Origin of the sequence: Micromonospora thermarum, assembly GCF_012034245.1 — a bacterium.
In the GTDB taxonomy this organism is placed as follows: domain Bacteria; phylum Actinomycetota; class Actinomycetes; order Mycobacteriales; family Micromonosporaceae; genus Micromonospora; species Micromonospora thermarum.
Map to the genome: position 1 here is coordinate 1 of NZ_JAATEO010000034.1, position 19838 is coordinate 19838.

15 protein-coding genes and 1 pseudogene are annotated in these 19838 nt (G+C 72.4%); 9 read left to right on the plus strand and 7 right to left on the minus strand.

Annotated elements, in window-relative coordinates; translation table 11 throughout:
* Together HCJ94_RS24625 and HCJ94_RS24630 are read right to left on the minus strand one after the other, a co-directional pair.
* Positions 1-789, minus strand: a 789-nt coding sequence (locus HCJ94_RS24625; RefSeq protein ID WP_168003426.1) for a hypothetical protein, incomplete at its 3' end; no start/stop codon positions are given.
* A complete protein-coding gene (locus tag HCJ94_RS24630; RefSeq protein WP_168003427.1) occupies positions 776-1414 on the minus strand; it encodes a TetR family transcriptional regulator in 639 nt (212 codons plus the stop codon). The genes HCJ94_RS24625 and HCJ94_RS24630, both read right to left, overlap by 14 nt.
* 109 nt (positions 1415-1523) lie before the next feature.
* Here HCJ94_RS24630 and HCJ94_RS24635 point away from each other — a divergent pair, with 109 nt between their 5' ends.
* The gene (locus tag HCJ94_RS24635; RefSeq protein ID WP_168003428.1) at positions 1524-2873 is read left to right on the plus strand and encodes a carbohydrate-binding protein; all 1350 of its coding nucleotides are present in this window, start codon (positions 1524-1526) and stop codon (positions 2871-2873) included.
* 80 nt (positions 2874-2953) lie between these two features.
* Here HCJ94_RS24635 and HCJ94_RS24640 read toward each other — a convergent pair whose 3' ends face one another.
* Positions 2954-4330, minus strand: a complete 1377-nt coding sequence (locus tag HCJ94_RS24640; protein ID WP_205801866.1) for an FAD-dependent oxidoreductase — start codon at positions 4328-4330, stop codon at positions 2954-2956.
* Positions 4331-4582: 252 nt separating this feature from the next.
* Here HCJ94_RS24640 and HCJ94_RS24645 point away from each other — a divergent pair, with 252 nt between their 5' ends.
* Both HCJ94_RS24645 and HCJ94_RS24650 read left to right on the plus strand, forming a co-directional pair.
* Complete coding sequence (locus HCJ94_RS24645) at positions 4583-6364, plus strand: hypothetical protein (RefSeq protein WP_168003429.1); 1782 nt, start codon at positions 4583-4585, stop codon at positions 6362-6364.
* Between the two features lie 48 nt (positions 6365-6412).
* A complete protein-coding gene (locus tag HCJ94_RS24650) occupies positions 6413-7408 on the plus strand; it encodes a glycosyltransferase family 2 protein (RefSeq protein ID WP_309227416.1) in 996 nt (331 codons plus the stop codon).
* Between the two features lie 10 nt (positions 7409-7418).
* Here the strand turns inward: HCJ94_RS24650 and HCJ94_RS30975 are convergent, their stop codons facing one another.
* From HCJ94_RS30975 to HCJ94_RS24670, 4 genes and pseudogenes are all read right to left on the minus strand, one after another.
* Positions 7419-8843 carry an ATP-binding protein gene (locus tag HCJ94_RS30975; RefSeq protein WP_168003430.1) on the minus strand — a complete coding sequence of 475 codons (1425 nt, stop codon included), beginning with the start codon at positions 8841-8843 and terminating at the stop codon, positions 7419-7421.
* A complete protein-coding gene (locus HCJ94_RS24660; protein ID WP_168003431.1) occupies positions 8840-10498 on the minus strand; it encodes an NAD(P)/FAD-dependent oxidoreductase in 1659 nt (552 codons plus the stop codon). The genes HCJ94_RS30975 and HCJ94_RS24660 overlap by 4 nt, the downstream gene beginning before the upstream one ends.
* Before the next feature lie 122 nt (positions 10499-10620).
* Complete coding sequence (locus HCJ94_RS24665) at positions 10621-11679, minus strand: S8 family serine peptidase (protein WP_168003432.1); 1059 nt, start codon at positions 11677-11679, stop codon at positions 10621-10623.
* Positions 11680-11821: 142 nt separating this feature from the next.
* A pseudogene (locus tag HCJ94_RS24670) lies at positions 11822-11908 on the minus strand (GNAT family N-acetyltransferase); the annotation flags it as partial.
* Positions 11909-12004: 96 nt separating this feature from the next.
* On the opposite strand from HCJ94_RS24670, the gene HCJ94_RS24675 reads away from it, so the two are divergent.
* The 6 genes from HCJ94_RS24675 to HCJ94_RS24700 all read left to right on the plus strand — a co-directional run bounded on the left by HCJ94_RS24675 (position 12005) and on the right by HCJ94_RS24700 (position 19766).
* Positions 12005-12715 carry a siderophore-interacting protein gene (locus HCJ94_RS24675; protein WP_168003433.1) on the plus strand — a complete coding sequence of 237 codons (711 nt, stop codon included), beginning with the start codon at positions 12005-12007 and terminating at the stop codon, positions 12713-12715.
* A 187-nt stretch (positions 12716-12902) separates the two neighbouring features.
* Complete coding sequence (locus HCJ94_RS24680) at positions 12903-14459, plus strand: pyridoxal phosphate-dependent decarboxylase family protein (protein ID WP_168003434.1); 1557 nt, start codon at positions 12903-12905, stop codon at positions 14457-14459.
* 21 nt (positions 14460-14480) lie between these two features.
* Positions 14481-15773 carry a lysine N(6)-hydroxylase/L-ornithine N(5)-oxygenase family protein gene (locus HCJ94_RS24685; RefSeq protein ID WP_168003435.1) on the plus strand — a complete coding sequence of 431 codons (1293 nt, stop codon included), beginning with the start codon at positions 14481-14483 and terminating at the stop codon, positions 15771-15773.
* Complete coding sequence (locus HCJ94_RS24690) at positions 15770-16339, plus strand: GNAT family N-acetyltransferase (RefSeq protein WP_168003436.1); 570 nt, start codon at positions 15770-15772, stop codon at positions 16337-16339. Before HCJ94_RS24685 ends, HCJ94_RS24690 begins: the two co-directional genes overlap by 4 nt.
* On the plus strand, positions 16336-18120 hold the full coding sequence (locus HCJ94_RS24695; RefSeq protein ID WP_168003437.1) for an IucA/IucC family protein: 1785 nt from the start codon (positions 16336-16338) through the stop codon (positions 18118-18120). The genes HCJ94_RS24690 and HCJ94_RS24695 overlap by 4 nt, the downstream gene beginning before the upstream one ends.
* On the plus strand, positions 18117-19766 hold the full coding sequence (locus HCJ94_RS24700; RefSeq protein ID WP_168003438.1) for an MFS transporter: 1650 nt from the start codon (positions 18117-18119) through the stop codon (positions 19764-19766). The genes HCJ94_RS24695 and HCJ94_RS24700 overlap by 4 nt, the downstream gene beginning before the upstream one ends.
* Positions 19767-19838 lie beyond the last annotated feature (72 nt).

Sequence of the window (19838 nt, forward strand, 5' to 3'; positions counted from 1 at the left end):
GGGTGCGGCCGACGCCGGGACAGGCCGCCTGATCGCGAGCGGGAAGGTGCGTGCCAGCAGGCCGGCGAGCCCGCGCGGATGGAAGGCGGCCACCAGAAGCACGGCGCACGCGAGAAGGCCCGGCAGCACGCCGAGGGTACGCAGCACCACGGCGGCGACGGCCGCCGTACCGAGTCCGAGGCTGAAGGTCGCGACCAGCAGCAGTCCGACGACGCGCGCCCGACCGAGCCCGTCGCCGGCCCACCATCCCGCCTGGAGCCACAGCATCGTCGGGATCAGGATCGCACCCATGCCGTACAGCGTGAGGGCCACCGGGCTGGTCAGGAACGCGAGCGGATCGAAGGAACCGGCCCGCCACGCTGCCGTCGTGGGCGCGAAGAACCGGCGGTACCCGGTGCCGTCCCAGCCGTACGCCAGCACGAAGAACATCCCGAAGTAACCCAGCGGCATCTGCAGCCACGAGAGATACCGGTGCCCGCTACGCCACAGGTGCCGGGTCACGGCGTACCCGACGATCCCCTGGGTCACGTTGGTCACCGCGAAGGCCGCGACCAACCAGGCCGGCAGGTCGGCGGGCGCGGCCGCCGCGTGCATGGTCTCCCAACCGGTGAACTGCCACACCAGCCACAGCCCGCTGGGCGCGAAGAGGCACGCCAGGAAGAGCACCGTCGTGGTGAACCGACGGTCGGACAACAGGGGCCGGACCGGTTCGGCGACGGCCGCGTGAGCGGCCGCCGTACCGAAACCCGCGCCGATCGCGTACGACCAGAAGACGTCAACCTGGACCATGTTCGCTCCTCCCGAGCTCTCCGTGCTGGGCGATTCCGTCGAACATCAGCGCGACCACGGCACGAATCCACCGGTCGCGCAGGGGCCGCGGATCGTCGGTCCGGGTGACCTGGGCGGCACCCTCGAAGATCATTCCGTTGACCACCCGCGCGGTCGTGTCCACGTCCAGGTCGGCGCGGAGGAACCCCTTGGCCACGCCGTTCCGGAGGTATGCCGCGGTGTACTCGGCGAACGTCTCGTGGGCGGCGTGCAGGCGCTCCCGCAGGTCGTCGTCGACGGCGCCGAGATCGTGGAAGACCAGCCGGCCGAGCGCCCGGTCGGCGGCGAACAGCTCGTACAGCCGGTGACCGATCCGCTCCACCTGCGCCCGGTACTCGGCCAGGGAGCGGGTGGCCGTCGCGTCCTCCGCCGTGACCACCGCCGCGATCCGCTCGAGCGCCCGGTCCAGCACCGCGGCGGCGACGTCGCGCTTGTTCTGGAAGTACCGGTACACGGTGCCGTGGCCGATGCCCAACTCCCCGGCGACGTCGGCGATGCCGGTGGCGGCGTAGCCCTTGCGGGCGAAGACCGAGTGGGCGGCGTCGAGGATGGACTGTCGGCGGTGGGGGTCGGCGGTTCGGGCCATACAGGAATGACACGTCATTCCGCTATGCCGCACAACCCCCGAGACGGTCGACTCTTATTTTTAACAAAGTTAATTGATAGCCTCCCATCAATCGATGAGGAGGTACGCCATGGGACTTCGACGGGCGGTTCCCGCCCTCGTGGCCGGCGCGGCGCTGGTCGCCGCCGTCGCGGCCCTGCCACGGGTCGACAGCTTCGCCGCCGCCACCGGTGGACCGAGCACCACGCTGGTCGCCTGCACCGCGCCGGCCTGGGCGGAGGGTGTCAGCTACTCCGCCGGCAGCCGCGTGACCTACGCCGGCCGGTTGTACCAGGCGCTGGTGACGCACACCCCACCCCCCGGCGCCGGTTGGAACCCGGCGGCCACGCCGTCACTGTGGACCGACCTCGGGGCGTGCGACGGCACGCCACCGCCCTCCCCCACCCCGACGCCCACCGCCACACCCACACCCACACCCAGACCCACACCCACGCCCACCGGAACGCCCGCCCCGCCCGGTCCCGACACCTGTGCCGGCAAGTCGAAGCCGGCCGGCAAGGTGCTCCAGGGCTACTGGGAGAACTGGGACGGCGCGTCGAACGGGGTCCACCCGCCGCTGGGCTGGATCCCGATCACCGACCCGCGCATCCCCGCGCATGGCTACAACGTGATCAACGCGGCGTTCCCGGTGATCCGCGCCGACGGCACGGTGCTGTGGGAGGACGGCATGGACGCCACGGTGCGGGTGCCCACCCCCGCCGAGATGTGCCGGGCCAAGGCCGCCGGGCTGACCATCCTGATGTCGATCGGCGGCGCCACCGCCGGGATCGACCTCGGCTCGGCGGCGGTCGCCGACCGGTTCGTCGCGACCATCGTGCCGATCCTCAAGCGGTACAACTTCGACGGCATCGACATCGACATCGAGACCGGCCTCACCGGCAGCGGGAACATCGCCCAGCTCTCCACGTCGCAGGCGAACCTGATCCGGATCATCGACGGCGTGCTCGCGCAGATGCCGCCCACCTTCGGCCTCACCATGGCGCCGGAGACCGCGTACGTCACCGGCGGCAGCGTGACCTACGGGTCGATCTGGGGCGCGTACCTGCCGATCATCAAGCGGTACGCCGACAACGGCCGGCTCTGGTGGCTGAACATGCAGTACTACAACGGCAGCATGTACGGCTGCTCCGGTGACTCGTACGCGGCCGGAACGGTGCAGGGCTTCGTCGCCCAGACCGACTGTCTCAACGCCGGGCTGGTCATCCAGGGCACGACCATCCGCGTCCCGTACGACAAGCAGGTCCCCGGCCTGCCGGCACAGCCCGGCGCCGGTGGCGGCTGGATGGCCCCGTCGGCGGTGGCCCAGGCGTGGAACACCTACCGCGGTGGCCTGAAGGGGCTGATGACCTGGTCACTGAACTGGGACGGCTCGAAGGGCTGGACCTTCGGGGACAACGTCAAGGCCCTCCAGGGCCGCTGACCGCGCCGGGGCGGATGCCGGGGTTCCGCACGGAACCCCGGCAACCGCCCGAGTGGGTCTCCGCCGAGCGGGCGGCCCGGTCAGCGCGCGCGCAGGTTGGCGCGTAGCGCACCGAGTATCACGCCGGGTGTGGCCAGCGTCCCGGGGTGCTCGCGCATGGAGACGACCTCGTTGAACCGCCGCGCGATCCCCACGTCCGTGACGGTGGCGTCGATGATCTGCCGGCTGACCCAACTGGAGAGCCGGTAGCCGCGCGGGTAGGGCCCGTCGACGTGCGGCAGCGCCAGGTCGGCGGAGGTCGACAGCGACCAGGCGGCGTCGACGACGACCTTCTGCAGGGCGAAGAACCGGCGTGCGGGCAGGGCCGGATCCGGGTTCGACCGCAGGTACGTCGACAGGCAGGCCGCGTGCAGCGCCGCCGCGGTCATCCCCTGCCCGTACACGGGGTTGAACGACGCGACCGCGTCACCGACGCTGACGAGCCCGGCCGGGAACCGCGTCAGCGCGTGAAACTCGCGCCGCCGGCTGTCGGCATGGCGGTAGGTCCGCACGTCGCCGAGCATCTCGCTCCCGGCGACCTCGCCGAACTCCGGCGGGAACTGCTCCCGCAGCCGGCGTACGAAGTCCTCGGCGGTGTGCCCCGGGCGGTTGTCCCCGTAACCGGCCATCATGGCCATCCACCGGCCGTCCTCGATGGCGAAGAACGCCGCACCGGCCACGTCCGACGAGACCCTCGGGCTGTGCAGGGCCAGGACGACCGTGAGATCCGGGTGCGTCTCGCGACGTCGGAACAGTGCGGTCGCGTAGTTGAGGTGCACGGTCATCCGCCGCGTCAGGGGCCGCTCCCAGCCGGCCTGCTCCAGCCACTCGGACAGCCGGCTCGACCGCCCCATGGCGTCCACCACGAGGTCACCCCGCTCGACCCCGGACGCACCACCGACGTCGCAGCGGACCCCGGTGGTCACGGCACCGTCGAACACGAGACCGGTGGCGCGGGCGCGGACGGTCTTGACGTTGGGCAGCCGGAGCACCTGCTGGCGGATCAGCCCTTCCAGGAGGGGCCGGCTGCCGGCCAGGCTGTCGGCGTCGTCGGGTACGACGACCTTCAGCCGGCCGTCGAGGTAGTTCCGCCGCGCCTCGGGTGGAGCCTCGATCGCCCCCTCCGCGACGGCCTGTTCCCGGAATCCGGGGAACAGCCGCTCGAACTGGAGAAAGCCGCCGGGCAGCAGCGCGTGCAGCTGCGTCCCCTGTGGCACGCCCGGCCGGCCGCCGGTCACGTGCAGGTCGTCACGGTCGATGATGACGACGCTCTCGGCGTAGTCGGACAGAACCCGGGCGGCCAGTAGCCCGGCGACACTGCCGCCGATCACGACGGCTTTGTTCATGACCGGCGAGGGCTGGTCGGGCGGTCGCACCGCGTTCAGCGCGGCGAAGACCCGAGCCGGCGAGAGGGACATCGTGCTCTCCAAAGGGGTACGAGGTGTGGTGCCGTACCGCCGACTGCACGCCGCCGGTTGCGGGCAGAGCGGCGGCACGGTCCGGTCGCATGCCGTCCGACGATCGTCGCACGATCGCCGGGCGCATCCCGAGCACGTCCACGACGTGGTCCGGTGCGAGTCGCGGCGCAGGTGGCAGCAGCCCCGGTCGCCGAGCCCAATTCTCGGAATGTGGATCGACAGATCCGCTCACATCGTGGAACATCTATCTTCATGACCACCGGGTCCACGGATGCGCTGCCGCCCGCCGAGATCGCCGACCGCGACGACGTTCCCGCCACCGGGAGCCCCGACCGGTGGGGCCGCTGGCGGTGGCTGCGGCACGAGTGGACGCTGTCGGTGCTCGGCGGGCTGCTGCTGGCGGTGGTGCTGACCTGGCCGACGCTGCGCCATCCGGCGAGCACGGTCCCCGGCGACATCGGCGACCCGACCCTGCAGGCGTGGCAGCTCGCCTGGGGCGGGCACGCCCTGCTCACCACCGCGTCCGGCCTCTGGCACTCGAACACGTTCTTCCCCGAGCCGTACACGTACGCCTACAGCGACACGCTGCTCGGGTACGCCCCGGCGGGGATGCTCGGCTCGGGCTTCGAGGCCGCCCTGGTCCGGTACAACGTGATGTACGTGCTGGTGCACGCGCTGGCGTTCGTCGGGGCGTACGCGTTGGTCCGTCAGCTCGGCGCGGGCCGGTGGGGCGGGGCGGTCGCCGGGCTGGCGTGGGCGTTCGCGCCGTGGCGCCTGGCGCACGCCGGTCACCTGAACATCCTGTCCAGCGGTGGGATCGCGTTGTGCCTGGCGATGCTGGCCCGCGGTCACGGCTGGTCGCTGCGGCACGGCTACCGGCCGGAACGGCGGCGGCCGGGCTGGGCGCTGGCGGGGTGGCTCGTCGCCGCCTGGCAGGTCGGCCTGGGCTTCGCCATCGGGCTGCCGCTGGTCTACTTCCTGCTGGCCGGGGTGCTGGTCGCGGCCGGCGGCTACGGCTGGTCGTGGTGGCGGAGGAGGCGGCGACCGGCGTTCGGCCGGCGGCTGCTGGTCGCGGATCTGGCCGGCGGCGCCGTCTTCGGGGCGGTGACGCTGCTGCTGGGCCTGGTCTACCTGCGGGTCGTGGACCTCAATCCGCAGGCCGAGCGGACGCTGGACTGGACGAGGCACTTCTCGCCGCCCCTGATCGGGTTCGTCACCGCCCCGGCGGACTCGTGGTTGTGGGGCGAGCGGCACGCCACGGCACGGGACCAGTTGGCCTGGCCGCCGGAGATGGCGTTGCTGCCCGGGATGACCCTGCTCGGGCTGGCCGGGGCGGGGCTGTTCCTGTCGGTGTACCCGGCCCGGCACCGGGTCGCGGTGGGGCTCGGCGTGCTCGGCACGGTGCTGCTGGGCCTGGGCGCCACCCTCGGCGGGGACGGCGATCCGGGCTACCTGACGTTGTCCGAGCACCTGCCCGGTTGGGACGCGCTGCGGACGCCGGGCCGGATGATGCACTGGACGAGCCTGCTGCTGGCGGTGCTGGCCGCGGGCGCGGTGACGGCGCTCGCCGGCGAGGTGGGCCGGTGGTCGGCCCGCGGGGCACGGTACCTGGCGGCCGTGGTCCTGCTGGTGCCGCTGGCCCTCGTCGGCCTGGAGGGGGTCAACCGGACGCCGCATCCGGTGGTCCCGCCGCCTCCGGCCGCGCTGCGCACGGCGGCGGAGCCGATGCTGGTGCTGCCCGCCGGTGGCGCGCTCGACCTGGTCGTCATGGCGTGGACGACCGACGGTTTCCCCCGGGTGACGAACGGGCTGGCCGGCTTCGAGCCCGTCACCCAGGCGCGGACGCGGGCCGCGACGGCCACCTTCCCCGACGCGGGCAGCGTGGCGTACCTGCGGAGCATCGGGGTGCGGTCGGTGGTGGCCCTGCCGGGCTGGACCGCCGGCACACCGTGGGAGGGCATCGCGTCCCGGCCGGTCGACGGGTTGGGCATCACCCGGGAGGACATCGACGGTGTGCTGGTCTATCGCCTGTGACCGCGGCACCGGGCCGCGCGCCGGCCGGGCATCCACGGGCCGGGCGGGGTGACGGACGTGCGCCTGTCGATCGTGGTGCCCTGCTACAACGAGGAAGCGTCGGTGGAGCGGCTGCACACCGCGGTGACCGCCGCGGCCGCGGAGTTGTCCGACGTCGACCTCGAGGTGGTGTACGTCGACGACGGCAGCGAGGACGGCACCCTCGTGGCGCTGCGCCGGCTCGCCGCCGCCGATCCGTCCGTGCGCTACACGTCGCTGAGCCGGAACTTCGGCAAGGAGGCGGCGATGCTGGCCGGCCTGGAGCGGGCCAGCGGCGACGCGGTCGTCATCATGGACGCCGACCTGCAGCATCCGCCACGGTTGCTGCCGCACATGGTGGCGTTGTACCGGCAGGGTTTCGACCAGGTGATCGCCCGGCGGGACCGGCGCGGTGACCGGCTCCTGCGGATGTTGGCCTCGCGGTCGTTCTACCGGATGGTCAACTGGTGGATCGACGTGCGGCTCCTGGACGGGGCCGGTGACTTCCGGTTGCTGTCCCGGCTCGCGGTGGACGCGGTCCTGGCGATGCCGGAGTACAACCGGTTCTCCAAGGGGCTGTTCTCCTGGATCGGCTTCCGGACGGTGGTGGTCGCGCACCGCAACGAGTCCCGGCAGGCGGGCCGGAGCCGGTGGACGTTCGGCAAGCTGTTCAACTACGCGTTCGACGGGTTGCTGTCGTTCAACAACCGCCCGCTCCGGTTGGCGATCTACGGCGGCCTGTTCCTCACGCTGATCGCGGTCGTGTACATGGCCTGGGTGGTCGCGGACGCCGTCAGCAAGGGAATCGACGTCCCCGGCTACACCACGATCATCGTCAGCGTGATCGGTCTCGGTGGCCTCCAGATGACGATCCTGGGCGTGATCGGCGAGTACATCGGCCGGATCTACTACGAGACCAAGCGCCGGCCGCACTACCTGGTCCAGGAGACCGAGGACCTCGGCCGGCAGCGTCCACTCCGTCGCGCCGCCGGCGAGTCGGTGGTGGGTGACCTGCGGGAGCAGTAGGCGACCGCGGCTACGCCGCCTCCGTGGGCAGCAGCACGGTGAACCGGGTGTCGCCCGGCCGGGACCGTACCCGGATGTCGCCGTGGTGTTTGTTCACGACGATGCGGTAGGAGATGTCCAGCCCGAGGCCGGTGCCCTCGCCGACGGGCTTGGTCGTGAAGAACGGTTCGAAGATCCGGGGCCGGATCTCCGGCGGGATCCCGCCGCCGGTGTCGCGGATCTCCACGACCAGCCGGTCCTCCTCGCGGCCGGTCCGGACGGTCAGGGTGCCGGTCTCCCCCATCGCGGCGAGCGCGTTGTCGATCAGGTTGGTCCAGACCTGGTTCAGCTCGGCGGCGTACGCCGGGACGGCGGGCAGGCTCCCGTCGTACTCCTTCACCACCCGCACCCCCGGCGGGATCTTGGCCTGGAGCATGACCAGGGTGGCGTCGAGCAGGTCGTGGACGTCGACGGTCTGGTAGGGCGCCCGGTCCAGCTGGGAGTACTGCTTCGCGGCGTCGACGAGCCCGGAGATCCGGGAGACCGCGTCGTCGATCTCACCCATCAGCAGTTCGGTGTCGATGGTGTACGCGATCCAGTGGATCGCCGACTCGACGTCGTCGCCGCCGACCGCGGCGTCCACCTGGCGCAACCAGCCGCTGTCGATGCCGCCGGCGACCAGCGTCGGCGCGAGTTCCCACGCACCCCGGACGCCATGCTCGTCGAGCCAGTCGGCGAGCTCCTCCTCGGCGTCGCTGGCCGCCAGCGGCGTCAGCGACGGCGCCTCGGCCGCGCGCTTCACGGCGTCCTCCTGCAACGCGACCAGGTCGTGCAGGCGCCGGCCGTCGAGCCGACCGTCGGCGATCATCGCGAGCTTGTGCCGCATCTTCGCGACCCGGCCGCGCAGCGCGGAGGTCGCCCGGACCGCGGCCGCCGCCGGGTTGTTGAGTTCGTGCGTCAGACCCGCCGAGAGAGCGCCCAGGGCCAGCAGCCGTTCCCGCTCACCGACGACCGTGTGCATGGTCCGCATCACGATGAACAGTCCCTCCAGCAGGTGGGTGGCCATCGGGAACCAGGTGCGCATCACGTCGGCGATGACGGCGGCGGGCAGGGCGAAGACGTCGCAGTCGGTCACCGCGAGGAGACTGTTGGCGTACCGCTGGTCGGCCAGGTCCCCGATGTACGCCTGCGTGGCGCCGCCGTACACGCCGCGCTGGCTGGTGCGGCTGATCTCGACGTCGTCGCCCTGCACCCGGCGCCGCACCGCCACGGTGCCGTCGAGCAGGACGTAGAAGCAGCTCGCCCGGTCACCCTCGACGTACACGGGCTCACCGGCGCGGCGCCGCTCCACCCGGCCGTGTTCGGACAGGTGCGCCAACTGCTCGGGAGTGAGCGCCTCGAAGAGGAAGAGGCTCCTGAGCTCCTCCGGCGTGAGCCGGTCCGCTTCCGTGGTCACTGCGCCTCCAGGTACCGGTGCACGAGCGACACCGCCATCGCGCCCTCGCCGACGGCCGAGGCCACCCGCTTCACCGACTCCGCCCGTACGTCACCAGCCGCGAAGACGCCCGGCATGCTGGACTCCAGGTGGTACGGGTCGCGTGGCAGGGTCCAGCCCGGCGGCCGGCGGCCGCCCCGGGTCAGGTCGGGGCCGGTGAGGACGAAGCCGCGCCGGTCGCGCGCGACCGCGCCGTCGAGCCAGTCCGTGCAGGGCTCCGCTCCGATGAACACGAACAGCCACGACGTGTCGACGTTCCGGACGTCACCGGTGCGGGTGTCGCGCAGGGTCAGCTGCTCCAGGTGCTTCCCACCGGCTCCGCCGACCACCTCCGTGGTCGGGTGGACCTCGATGGTGTCGATCCGCGCGATCTGCTCGATCAGGTAGCTGGACATCGACCGGGTCAGGTCGGCACCGCGGATCAGCAGGTGCACCCGCCGGGCGTACCGGGAGAAGTGCACGGCCGCCTGGCCGGCCGAGTTCGCCCCGCCCACGATGTAGACGTCCTCGCCCGAGCAGTTCGGCGCCTCGCTCGCCACCGAGCCGTAGAAGCAGCCGCGTCCGGTCAGCTCCGCCAGACCGGGTGCCGTGAGCATCCGGTACGAGACGCCGGTGGCGAGCACGACCGTGTGGGCGGCGACGGTGCTTCCGTCGGCGAACCGCAGCACCCGCGCCACACCGCCGTCCTCCAGGGCCACCACCTCGCGGGCGCTGAGCAGCTCGGCGCCGAACCGCAGCGCCTGGCGGCGGGCCCGGTCGGTCAGCTGGGCGCCGGAGACACCGTCGGGGAAGCCGAGGTAGTTCTCGATGCGGCTGCTCTGCCCGGCCTGGCCACCGGTGGCCCGACGTTCGATCAGCACCGTCCGCAGCCCCTCCGAGGCGCCGTAGACGGCGGCGCCGAGCCCGGCCGGACCGGCCCCGACGACCACCAGGTCGTAGAAGTCGGCCGCCGGCGTCGTGGCCAGCCCGACGTGGGCGGCGAGGTCGGCCTCCGTCGGCTGCACCAGCGACTTCCCGTCGGCCGTGACGATCAGGGGTACGTCGTTCGCACTCGTCCCCGCCGCGGCGAGCAGCTCGGCCCCCTCGGGCTCGTCGGCGAGCACCCACCGGAACGGCACCAGGTTGCGGGCCAGGAAGTCACGCGCCGCGAACGACGGGGCCGACCAGCGGTGCCCGACGACGCGCAGGTCACTGGTGGGCGTCGCGCCGGTGGCCAGCCAGGCCTCCAGGAGCGAGTCCAGCACCGGGTAGAGCTTCTCCTCCGGCGGGTGCCACGGCTTGAGCAGGTAGTGGTCGAGGTCGACGACGTTGATCGCGTTGATCGCGGCGTCGGTGTCGGCGTACGCGGTCAGCAGGACCCGACGGGCGCTGGGGAACAGATCCATCGCGGCCTCAAGGAACTCGATGCCGTTCATCTGGGGCATCCGGTAGTCGGCGATCAGCACGGCCACCTGCTCGCCGCGCAGCTTCAGCTCGCGCAGCGCCTCCAGCGCCGCCTCGGCGGAGTCGGCCCGGACCACCCGGTAGCGGTCGCCGTAGCGGCGACGGATGTCGCGGGCGACCGCCCGGGAGACGGCCGGGTCGTCGTCGACGGTGAGGATCGCGGGGTTGGGCATGGCGTCAACTAAAGCACCTCCCGCGCGGAGGAGGAGGCCAGCGGTCCGGCCGTCGGGCGACGCCCCAGCCCGGCGAGGTTCGGCCGGGCTGGGGCGTCCCCGGTGACCGCAGCCGGCGACCGTCAGGTGCGGGGCGCGGCGACGGCGGCCTGGGCGTCGACGATGCCCCAGCCGTACAGCGGCGTGTAGACGCCGCGCAGTCCCAGGACGGGGGTACGGGCGGTCGACATCAGCACCGAGTACACGTTGTCGAGGCTGCGCTGCTGGGCGAAGAGCAGCGCAGCCACCCCCGCCACGTACGGCGTGGCCATCGACGTGCCCGCGTAGGCGTCGTAGTCGCCCTGCCCGCAGCCGGCCGAGCCGGTGCCCCTCGGGACGGTGGACCACACGTCGTCGTCACAGGTGACGGCGCCGGCACCGCCCGGGGCGGCGACGGCCCTCAGGTCGAGCTTCACGCCCAGGTTGGAGTACGGCGCCTTCACCTCGTTGCGGTCGGTGGCGGCGACGCAGAGCGCGCCGGCCTCCCAGGCCGGGGTGGCGCACAGCGGCGACGTCTCGTTGCCGGCGGCGGCGATGACGGCGACGCCCTTCGTCCGCGCGTACGCGATCGCCTCGGTCGCGGCGGACTCGAGCCCGGTCAGGGTGAGGGCCTGCGCGCCGGGCAGTGCGCCGAGACTGAGGTTGACCACCTTGGCGCCGTGGTCGACGGCGTACCGGATGCCGGCGGCGATGTCGGCGAAGCTGCCACTGCCCGCCTCCAGCACCTTGATCGGCATGATCTTCGCGTCCGGCGCGGCTCCCGCGACACCGGCCCCGTTGCCGGTGGCCGCGGCGGCGATGCCCGCCACGTGGGTGCCGTGCTCGTCCGAGGCGTCGGGCACGCCGTTGGGGCCGCGCCAGTCACCGTTGCCGCAGGGCGCCGGCCCGCAGTCGATGAACGTGGCGCCCGGCACGAGCTTGGACCTCAGGTCCGGGTGCCCGAGGTCGACGCCGGTGTCGACGACCGCGATCACCACACCGGCCCCGGTGCTGGTCCGCCAGGCCTGTTCGGCGTGGATCTGCTGCAGGCCCCACTGCTTGTCGTACAACGGATCGTTGACAGCCGCGCTCGCGGGGACGGCGGCGACGGCCACGAGCGCGGTGGCCACCGCGGTGCCGGCGAGTAACCGGGCGATCGGCATGAGATTTCTCCTCGGATGCGACAGCACGTCATCTATGAATCGGAGATCATGCGTGAACCGCAACAGCCACGACGGATGCCGCCGCCCAGGCCTGCCTCGGGAGGCGCCCGCCGAGCCGTGCCCCGCCGTCCTGACCGGCGGGTCAGGCCGGGACGGGGTGGTCCGCCTCGAAGCGGGCGCGGGTCAGGAACGCGAGTTGGGCGCGCTTGTCCGGCATGTCGATCTCGGCGTCGCTACCGGTCGCGGTGGGTGACACGCGCCTTCCGCCGAGCACGCGACTTAGGTTAACCTGCCCTAACTGAGGTTGGCCTTACCTGGAGGGTGCGTGAAACGGAACTGGGAGGCCCTGGTCCTGAAGGCCATGGGAGGCCGGGACTTTCGGCTGACCGTGCTGGGCACGGAGTCGATCGACGGGCACTACCAGCGGCTGCTCCTCGACGGTGGCGGCCTGCTGGAAGCCTGCGGGGTCCACCCCACGATGTGGATCCGGCTGTGGTTCGACAACGACGGCCGGGCGCACCAGCGCGCGTACACGCTGGTGGACCCCGACCCGGCCAGCGGGCGGTTCAGCCTCGAGTTCGCCATCCACGACGGCTGCGCGGCCCGCTGGGCCACCACGGCGCAGGTCGGCGACACCATCGACGCGACCGTGCAGGGCAGTGCGTTCCACCTGCCGGACCCGACGCCCGAGCACCTCTACCTGGTCGGCGACGCGGCGTCCCTGCCCGCGGTGAACAGCCTGCTCGACGCCGGAGCCGACATCCCGGCGACGGTCTGGCTGGAGTACGCCCACGAGGGCGAGAAGGCGCTCGCGCCGCGCGCCAGGGCGCATCACGACGTCACCTGGCTGCCCCGCCGGCAGGCCGGGCAGCACCTGGTCGACGCCGTCTGCGCCGCCCTGCCCGCCAGCGACTCGGCCCATTACTGGGTCGCCTGCGAGGCGGCCAGCACGCGCACCATCACCCGGCACATCCGGCGCTCCCTGGGCCTCGGCAAGCACCAGGTCACCTCCCTCGGCTACTGGCGCGCCACGTGAGGGGGCGGCGTTTCCGCCGGCCGCTTTCTCCCGCGCCGGGGGCGCCCGACGAGCCGTCGACGGTGAGTGACCCGGCGATTGTGGCGTAGACCTCGCCCCGCCATCTTGATCGTAACTTAGGTTAGGCTAACCTAATCTCCGGCGCCAGTCGCCGAACCTGTGTCCACTTTGACCGCTGAGGACCTGCATGAGCCTGACCGGAAGCACGCTCGACAGCTCGCCGACCGGGGCGGGGCCGGACCTGTCCACCGCTCGGGCCCACCTGTTCAACGCCGGCTCGGTCGCGCACTACCGGCGCGCGCTGACCCGGGGCATGGACCGGGTGGCCGACCGGGTGGCCGGTGCGGACCGGCCGTTCACCGGCGTCACACCGGACACGTTGGCTCCCCTGATCGCCGGCATCGACCTGGACCGGCCGCTGCACGACACCGACGCCGCCCTCGACGAACTGCACGACGTCTGGCTGCGGGACGCGGTGTGGTTCCACCACCCGCGGTACCTGGCGCACCTGAACTGCCCGGTGGTGATCCCGGCGCTGCTCGGCGAGGCAGTGCTCAGCGCGGTCAACTCCTCACTGGACACCTGGGACCAGAGTGTCGGCGCGACGCTGATGGAGCGGCGCCTGATCGAGTGGACGGCGGGGCGGATCGGTCTCGGTACCACCGCCGACGGGGTGTTCACCAGTGGCGGCACCCAGTCGAACCTGCAGGCGATGCTGCTGGCCCGCGAGGAGGCGTACCGGCGGGTGGTCGGCGGCGCCACCGCCCGCCCGGCCCGCACGGAGGTGCTGAGCCGGCTGCGGATCATCACCTCCGCCGCCGGGCACTTCAGCGTGCAGAAGGCCGCCAAGCTGCTCGGCCTGGGCGCGGACGCGGTGCTCACCGTGCCCACCGACGCCGGGCGCCGGATGCGGACCGACGAGCTGGCCCGGACCATCGACCGCTGCCGGCGGGACGACCTGGTGGTGATGGCGGTCGTCGCCACCGCCGGCACCACCGACTTCGGCACCATCGACCCGCTGCCGGAGATCGCCGACATCTGCACGGCGGCCGGCGTGTGGCTGCACGTCGACGCCGCGTACGGGTGCGGTCTTCTGGTCTCCCCCACCCGCCGGCACCTCCTCGACGGCATCGAGCGGGCCGACTCGGTGACCGTCGACTACCACAAGTCGTTCTTCCAGCCGGTCAGCTCCAGCGCCCTGCTCGTCCGTGACGGCCGGGTGCTGCGACACGCCACCTGGCACGCCGACTACCTCAACCCCGCCCGGGCGGTCGAGCAGGGCATCCCCAACCAGGTCGACAAGAGCATCCAGACCACCCGCCGCTTCGACGCGTGCAAGCTCTGGCTCACCCTGCGGATCATGGGCCCGGACGCCGTCGGGGCGCTCTTCGACCAGGTCGTCGACCTCGCGGCCGAGGCGTGGCGGCTGCTGGACGCCGACCCCCGCTTCGAGGTGGCGGCCCGGTCCCAGCTGAGCACCGTGGTCTTCCGCTACCTCCCGCCCGGGGCCGGCCCGAGCCTGGTCGACGACGCCAACCTGCACGCCCGGGACGCTCTGGCCGCCTCCGGCGCGGCCCTGGTCGCCGGCACCAAGGTGGACGGTGCCCACTACCTGAAGTTCACCCTGCTCAACCCCGAGACCAGCGTGGACGACATCGCCCACGTTCTCGACCTCATCGCCGACCACGCCGCCTGGTACGCGCAGACCACGGCCGCCGCCGAGCTGTCCTGCCCGGTCGGCTGACACCCGCCGCTTGGAGACCCGATGTCGACCCACGACTTCATCGCCGTCGGGCTGGGCCCGTACAACCTGGGCCTGGCCTGCCTGACCGCACCGATCGACGACCTCGACGGCGTCTTCCTGGAGACCCGGGACGGCTTCGACTGGCATCCCGGGATGCTGCTCGAGTCGACCCGGTTGCAGACGCCGTTCATCGCCGACCTGGTGACCCTCGCCGATCCGACCTCGCCGTACTCCTTCCTCAACTACCTGAAGGAGAGCGGACGGCTCTACCCGTTCTACATCCGGGAGAGCTTCTTCCCGCTGCGCGCGGAGTACAACGACTACTGCCGGTGGGCCGCCGCGAAGCTGCCGAACCTGCGGTTCGGGCACACCGTCACCGCCGTGGAGTACGACGAGGCCGACGGCCGCTACGTGGTGCACGCCGACACGGCCGACGGGAGCGCCACCTACCGGGCCCGCCACCTGGTGCTCGGCACCGGAACCCCGCCGTACGTCCCGGACTCCTGCGCGGGTCTCGGCGGCGACCTGATCCACAACTCGCGGTACCTCGACAGCCGGGACGCGCTGCGGGCGAAGCGCAGCATCACGATCGTCGGCAGCGGGCAGAGCGCCGCCGAGATCTACCACGACCTGCTCGCCGACATCGACACGTACGGCTACCAGCTGAACTGGGTCACCCGGTCGCCCCGGTTCTTCCCCCTGGAGTACACCAAGCTCACCCTGGAGATGACCTCACCGGACTACGTGGACTACTTCCACGCCCTGCCGGAGGACACCCGCTACCGGCTGGAGTCCGCGCAGAAGGGCCTGTTCAAGGGGATCAACTCCGACCTGATCAACGACATCTACGATCTGCTCTACGCCCGCAGTCTCGACGGCCCGGTGCGGACCCGCCTGCTGACCAACACCGAGCTGACCAGCGCCGCCCACGACGCCTCGACCGGCCGGTACCACCTGAATCTGCGCCACGTCGAGCAGGGACGGGACTTCACCCTGGACACCGAGGGCCTCGTCCTGGCCACCGGCTACCACTACCGGATCCCCGGGTTCCTGGAGCCGGTCCGCGACCGGATCCGCTGGGACTCCCACGGCCGCTTCGACGTCGCCCGCAACTACAGCATCGACCACACCGGCCGCGGGATCTTCCTCCAGAACGCCGGCACCCACACCCACAGCATCACCTCGCCCGACCTGGGCATGGGCCCCTACCGCAACTCGTGGATCATCCGCGAGCTGCTCGGCCGCGAGCACTACCCCGTCGAGAAGGCCATCGCCTTCCAGGAGTTCGGCGCGCCCGCGGGGGCGCTGTCATGACCGGGTTCACGCGGGTCGACGACCGGCTCGGCGTGTTCGCGCTGCGCCCCCTCGACGCCGACGCCGACGCGGCGCTGCTGCACGGCTGGGTGACCCATCCCAAGGCGGCGTTCTGGCTGATGCAGGACGCCGACGTGGAACGGGTCGCCGAGGAGTACCGGCGGATCGCCGCCCACCCGCACCACGACGCGTACCTGGGTCTGTGGCGCGGCGCGCCCGCCTTCCTCGCCGAACGGTACGACCCCGCCCGGGTCGAGCTCGTCGGCCTGTACGACGCGGCGGGCGGCGACGTCGGCATGCACTTCCTCTGCGCCCCCACCGACACCCCGGTGCGCGGCTTCACCCGGGCGGTGATCACGACCGTCATGGCGTGGCTCTTCGCCGACCCGGCGACCCGGCGGGTCGTCGTCGAGCCCGACGTGCGCAACACGGCGGTGCACGCGCTCAACGCCGCCGTGGGCTTCACCGTCGTGGGCCCGATCCGCAAGCCCGAGAAGGAGGCACTGCTCAGCGTCTGCACCCGCGAGCAGTTCCTGGCCGCGACCCGAGGAGGGGTGCCCGCGTGAAGGCCACCGCATCCGTGGACCATCTGACCCCCGACGCCTGGGCCACGGCCAACCGGCTGCTGGTGCGCAAGGCGCTCGCCGAGTTCGCCCACGAACGCCTCATCGCCCCCGAGCCGGCCGGCGACGGGCGGTGGATCGTGCGCAGCGACGACGGCACGGTGGCGTACCGGTTCGCCGCCCGGCGGCTCGCCCTCGACCACTGGCAGGTCGACGCCGACAGCATCAGCCGGCACCGCGACGGCGAGGAGCTGCCGCTGGACGCCGTCGACCTCTGTCTCGACCTGCGCGACGCGCTCGGCCTCACCGACGCGATCCTGCCGGTGTACCTGGAGGAGATCACCTCCACGCTCGCCGGCACCGCGTACAAGCTCGGCAAGCCGGCGGTCAGCGCCGCCGAGCTCGCCGGGGCGGACTTCCAGGCCGTCGAGACCGGCATGACCGAGGGGCACCCGTGCTTCGTGGCCAACAACGGCCGCATCGGGTTCGGGGTGCACGAGTACCACCGCTACGCACCGGAGGCCGCGGCGCCCGTCCGGCTGCTCTGGCTTGCCGCCCACCGGGACCACACGACCTTCACCTGCGCCGCCGACCTGGACTACGACACCCTGGTACGGGCCGAGCTGGGCGCCGACACGGTCGCCCGCTTCGCGGCCACCCTCACCGGGCTCGGCCTGGACCCGGCCGACTACCTGCTCGTCCCGGTGCACCCCTGGCAGTGGTGGAACAAGCTGGCGGTCACCTTCGCCGGCGAGGTGGCCCGCCGCCGGCTGGTCTGCCTCGGCGAGGGACCGGACGAGTACCTCGCGCAGCAGTCGATCCGCACGTTCTTCAACGTCACCGACCCGACGAAGCACTACGTCAAGACGGCGCTGTCGGTGCTGAACATGGGCTTCATGCGCGGCCTGTCCGCCGCGTACATGGAGGCGACACCGGCCATCAACGACTGGCTCGCCGACCTGATCGACAACGACCCCGTACTCAAGCGGACCCGACTGTCGATCATCCGGGAGCGGGCCGCCATCGGTTACCGGCACCGCCAGTACGAGGCCGCCACCGACCGCTACTCCCCGTACCGGAAGATGCTGGCCGCGCTCTGGCGGGAGAGCCCGGTCGCCGGCCTGGAGCCCGGCCGCCGGCTCGCCACCATGGCCTCGCTGCTGCACGTCGACCGCGCGGGCCGCTCGCTGGCCGGTGCGCTGATCGCCGAGTCGGGCCTGGCGGCGGCGGTGTGGCTGCGCCGCTACCTGGACGCCTACCTGGTGCCGCTGCTGCACAGCCTCTACGCGCACGACCTGGCCTTCATGCCGCACGGTGAGAACGTCATCCTCGTCCTGCGCGACGGGGCGGTCGAACGGGTGGTCTTCAAGGACATCGCCGAGGAGATCGTGGTGATGAACCCGGAGGCGGACCTGCCGGAGCAGGTACGGCGGATCCGGGCCACCATCCCGGAGGACGAGAAGATCCTGTCCATCTTCACCGACGTCTTCGACTGCTTCCTCCGCCACCTCGCCGCCATCCTGGACACCGACGGAACCCTCGTCGAGGAGGACTTCTGGCGGACGGTCGCCGAGTGCGCGGCCGACTACGCCGACAGCGTCCCGCACCTGGCCGACCGGCTGCGCCGCTACGACCTGTTCGCCGAGGAGTTCGCGCTGTCCTGCCTCAACCGGCTCCAGCTGCGCAACAACCAGCAGATGGTCGACCTGGCCGACCCGTCGGCCGCGCTCCAGTTCGCGGGCACCCTGACCAACCCCCTCGCCCGCTTCGCGCCGACGCGATGAGCGTCGACCCGGTGGCCACCGCGGCGGCCGGCCCGGCTTACCACGCCGGACCGGCCGCCGGCCGGTCGGCCGACGCCGCACCCCGGCCCCCCACCCGGTGGTGGATCCTGGCCGTGCTCTGTCTCGCCCAACTCGTCGTGGTGCTGGACAACACCGTCCTCACCGTGGCGGTGCCGGTGCTCACCGCCGAGCTGGGTGCCAGCACCGCCGACGTGCAGTGGATCATCAACGCGTACGCGCTGGTGCTGTCCGGGTTGCTGCTCAGCGCCGGCAGCGCCGCCGACCGGTACGGGCGTCGCCGGATGCTGCTCGCCGGGCTCGTCCTGTTCGGACTCGGCTCGCTGGCCGCCGGGCTCGCCGGTTCCGGCACCCAGTTGATCGCCGCCCGGGCCGGCATGGGCGTCGGCGGCGCCCTGCTCGTCACCGCCACCCTCGCGGTCGCGATGCAGGTCTTCGACGCGGCCGAGCGGTCCCGCGCCATCGGCATCTGGGCGGCCACCAGCGCGCTGGGTTTCGCCGCCGGCCCACCGATCGGTGGCGCCGTGCTCGCGCACCTGCCCTGGGGCGCCATCTTCCTGATGAACATCCCGATCGTGCTGGTCTGCCTGGTCGCCGGCCGGGCGCTGGTACCCGAGTCCCGGGACCCGGCCGGCGGGCGGCTCGACGTGGGCGGTGTCGTGCTGTCGACCGCCGGCCTGACGGCGGTCGTCTGGTCGATCATCTCCGGGCCGGAGCGGGGGTGGGCGTCGGCCGAGGTGCTCGGCACGGGCGGCGCCGGCCTGCTCCTGCTGGGGCTCTTCGTCCACTGGGAGCGGCGGGTCTCCGACCCGATGCTCGACATGCACTTCTTCCGGGACCGCCGCTTCGTCGGCGCGGTCTCCGGGGTCGTCCTGATCACGTTCGGTGCCACCGGCGCGCTGTTCCTGCTCACCCAGCACCTGCAGTTCGTCCGCGGCTACCCCGCCTGGGAGGCGGGTCTGCGGATGACGCCGTTCGCGCTGTCCATCGTGCTGCTCAACGTCAGCGGTGTCGCCACGGTGGCGATCCGCCGGCTCGGGCTGCCGGCCGCCATCGCGGTCGGCATGACGCTGCTCGCGGGCGGTCTCGCGCTCGTCACCCACGCCCCGTCCGACGGCTACCCGGTGCTGCTGGGCGGGTTGCTCGTCATGGGCACGGGCTGCGCGCTGGCGAACCCGGCGATCGTCGAGGCGGTGATGAGCGCCATCCCGGCGCAGAAGGCCGGTGCCGGGGCCGGCGTCGACGGCACCATGACCGAGGTCGGGAGCAGTCTCGGCGTCGCCGTACTGGGTGCCGTGCTGAACGCCCGGTTCACCGCCCTGCTGCCGGCCGCCCTGGCCGGCGCCGGATCGTTCCCGGCGGCCCTCGCCGCCGCCGGCACCGGTCCGGACCGCGACGCCGTCACCGACGCCTTTGCCGCCGCGCTGCGGACCGGCCAGACGGTGGGTGCGGCCGCCGTCCTGGTCGGCGGCCTGGTCGCCGCCGGACTGCTGCGCCGGGCGGAGCGGTCCGGCTCCTCCGACCACGCCGCCGCGCCGCCGCCCGTGCCGCTGCCACCCGTCGCGGCGCCGCCCGTCCCGCTGCCGTCCGTCGCGCCGTCGGGCGTCGTGCCGGCGGCCGACGGCTGACCGGGGCACCCCCGACAGACGCTCACACACCAGATGAAGGATAGGCTGCCCTAACCAGGATGATCGACAAGT

What these genes read in the sequence shown, in the direction of transcription:
- HCJ94_RS24630 (WP_168003427.1), bottom strand. Translation starts at nt 1,414, where the DNA reads ATGGCCCGAACCGCCGACCCCCACCGCCGACAGTCCATCCTCGACGCC.
- HCJ94_RS24635 (WP_168003428.1), top strand. Translation starts at nt 1,524, where the DNA reads ATGGGACTTCGACGGGCGGTTCCCGCCCTCGTGGCCGGCGCGGCGCTG.
- HCJ94_RS24640 (WP_205801866.1), bottom strand. Translation starts at nt 4,330, where the DNA reads ATGTCCCTCTCGCCGGCTCGGGTCTTCGCCGCGCTGAACGCGGTGCGA.
- HCJ94_RS24645 (WP_168003429.1), top strand. Translation starts at nt 4,583, where the DNA reads ATGACCACCGGGTCCACGGATGCGCTGCCGCCCGCCGAGATCGCCGAC.
- HCJ94_RS24660 (WP_168003431.1), bottom strand. Translation starts at nt 10,498, where the DNA reads ATGCCCAACCCCGCGATCCTCACCGTCGACGACGACCCGGCCGTCTCC.
- HCJ94_RS24665 (WP_168003432.1), bottom strand. Translation starts at nt 11,679, where the DNA reads ATGCCGATCGCCCGGTTACTCGCCGGCACCGCGGTGGCCACCGCGCTC.
- HCJ94_RS24680 (WP_168003434.1), top strand. Translation starts at nt 12,903, where the DNA reads ATGAGCCTGACCGGAAGCACGCTCGACAGCTCGCCGACCGGGGCGGGG.
- HCJ94_RS24685 (WP_168003435.1), top strand. Translation starts at nt 14,481, where the DNA reads ATGTCGACCCACGACTTCATCGCCGTCGGGCTGGGCCCGTACAACCTG.
- HCJ94_RS24690 (WP_168003436.1), top strand. Translation starts at nt 15,770, where the DNA reads ATGACCGGGTTCACGCGGGTCGACGACCGGCTCGGCGTGTTCGCGCTG.
- HCJ94_RS24700 (WP_168003438.1), top strand. Translation starts at nt 18,117, where the DNA reads ATGAGCGTCGACCCGGTGGCCACCGCGGCGGCCGGCCCGGCTTACCAC.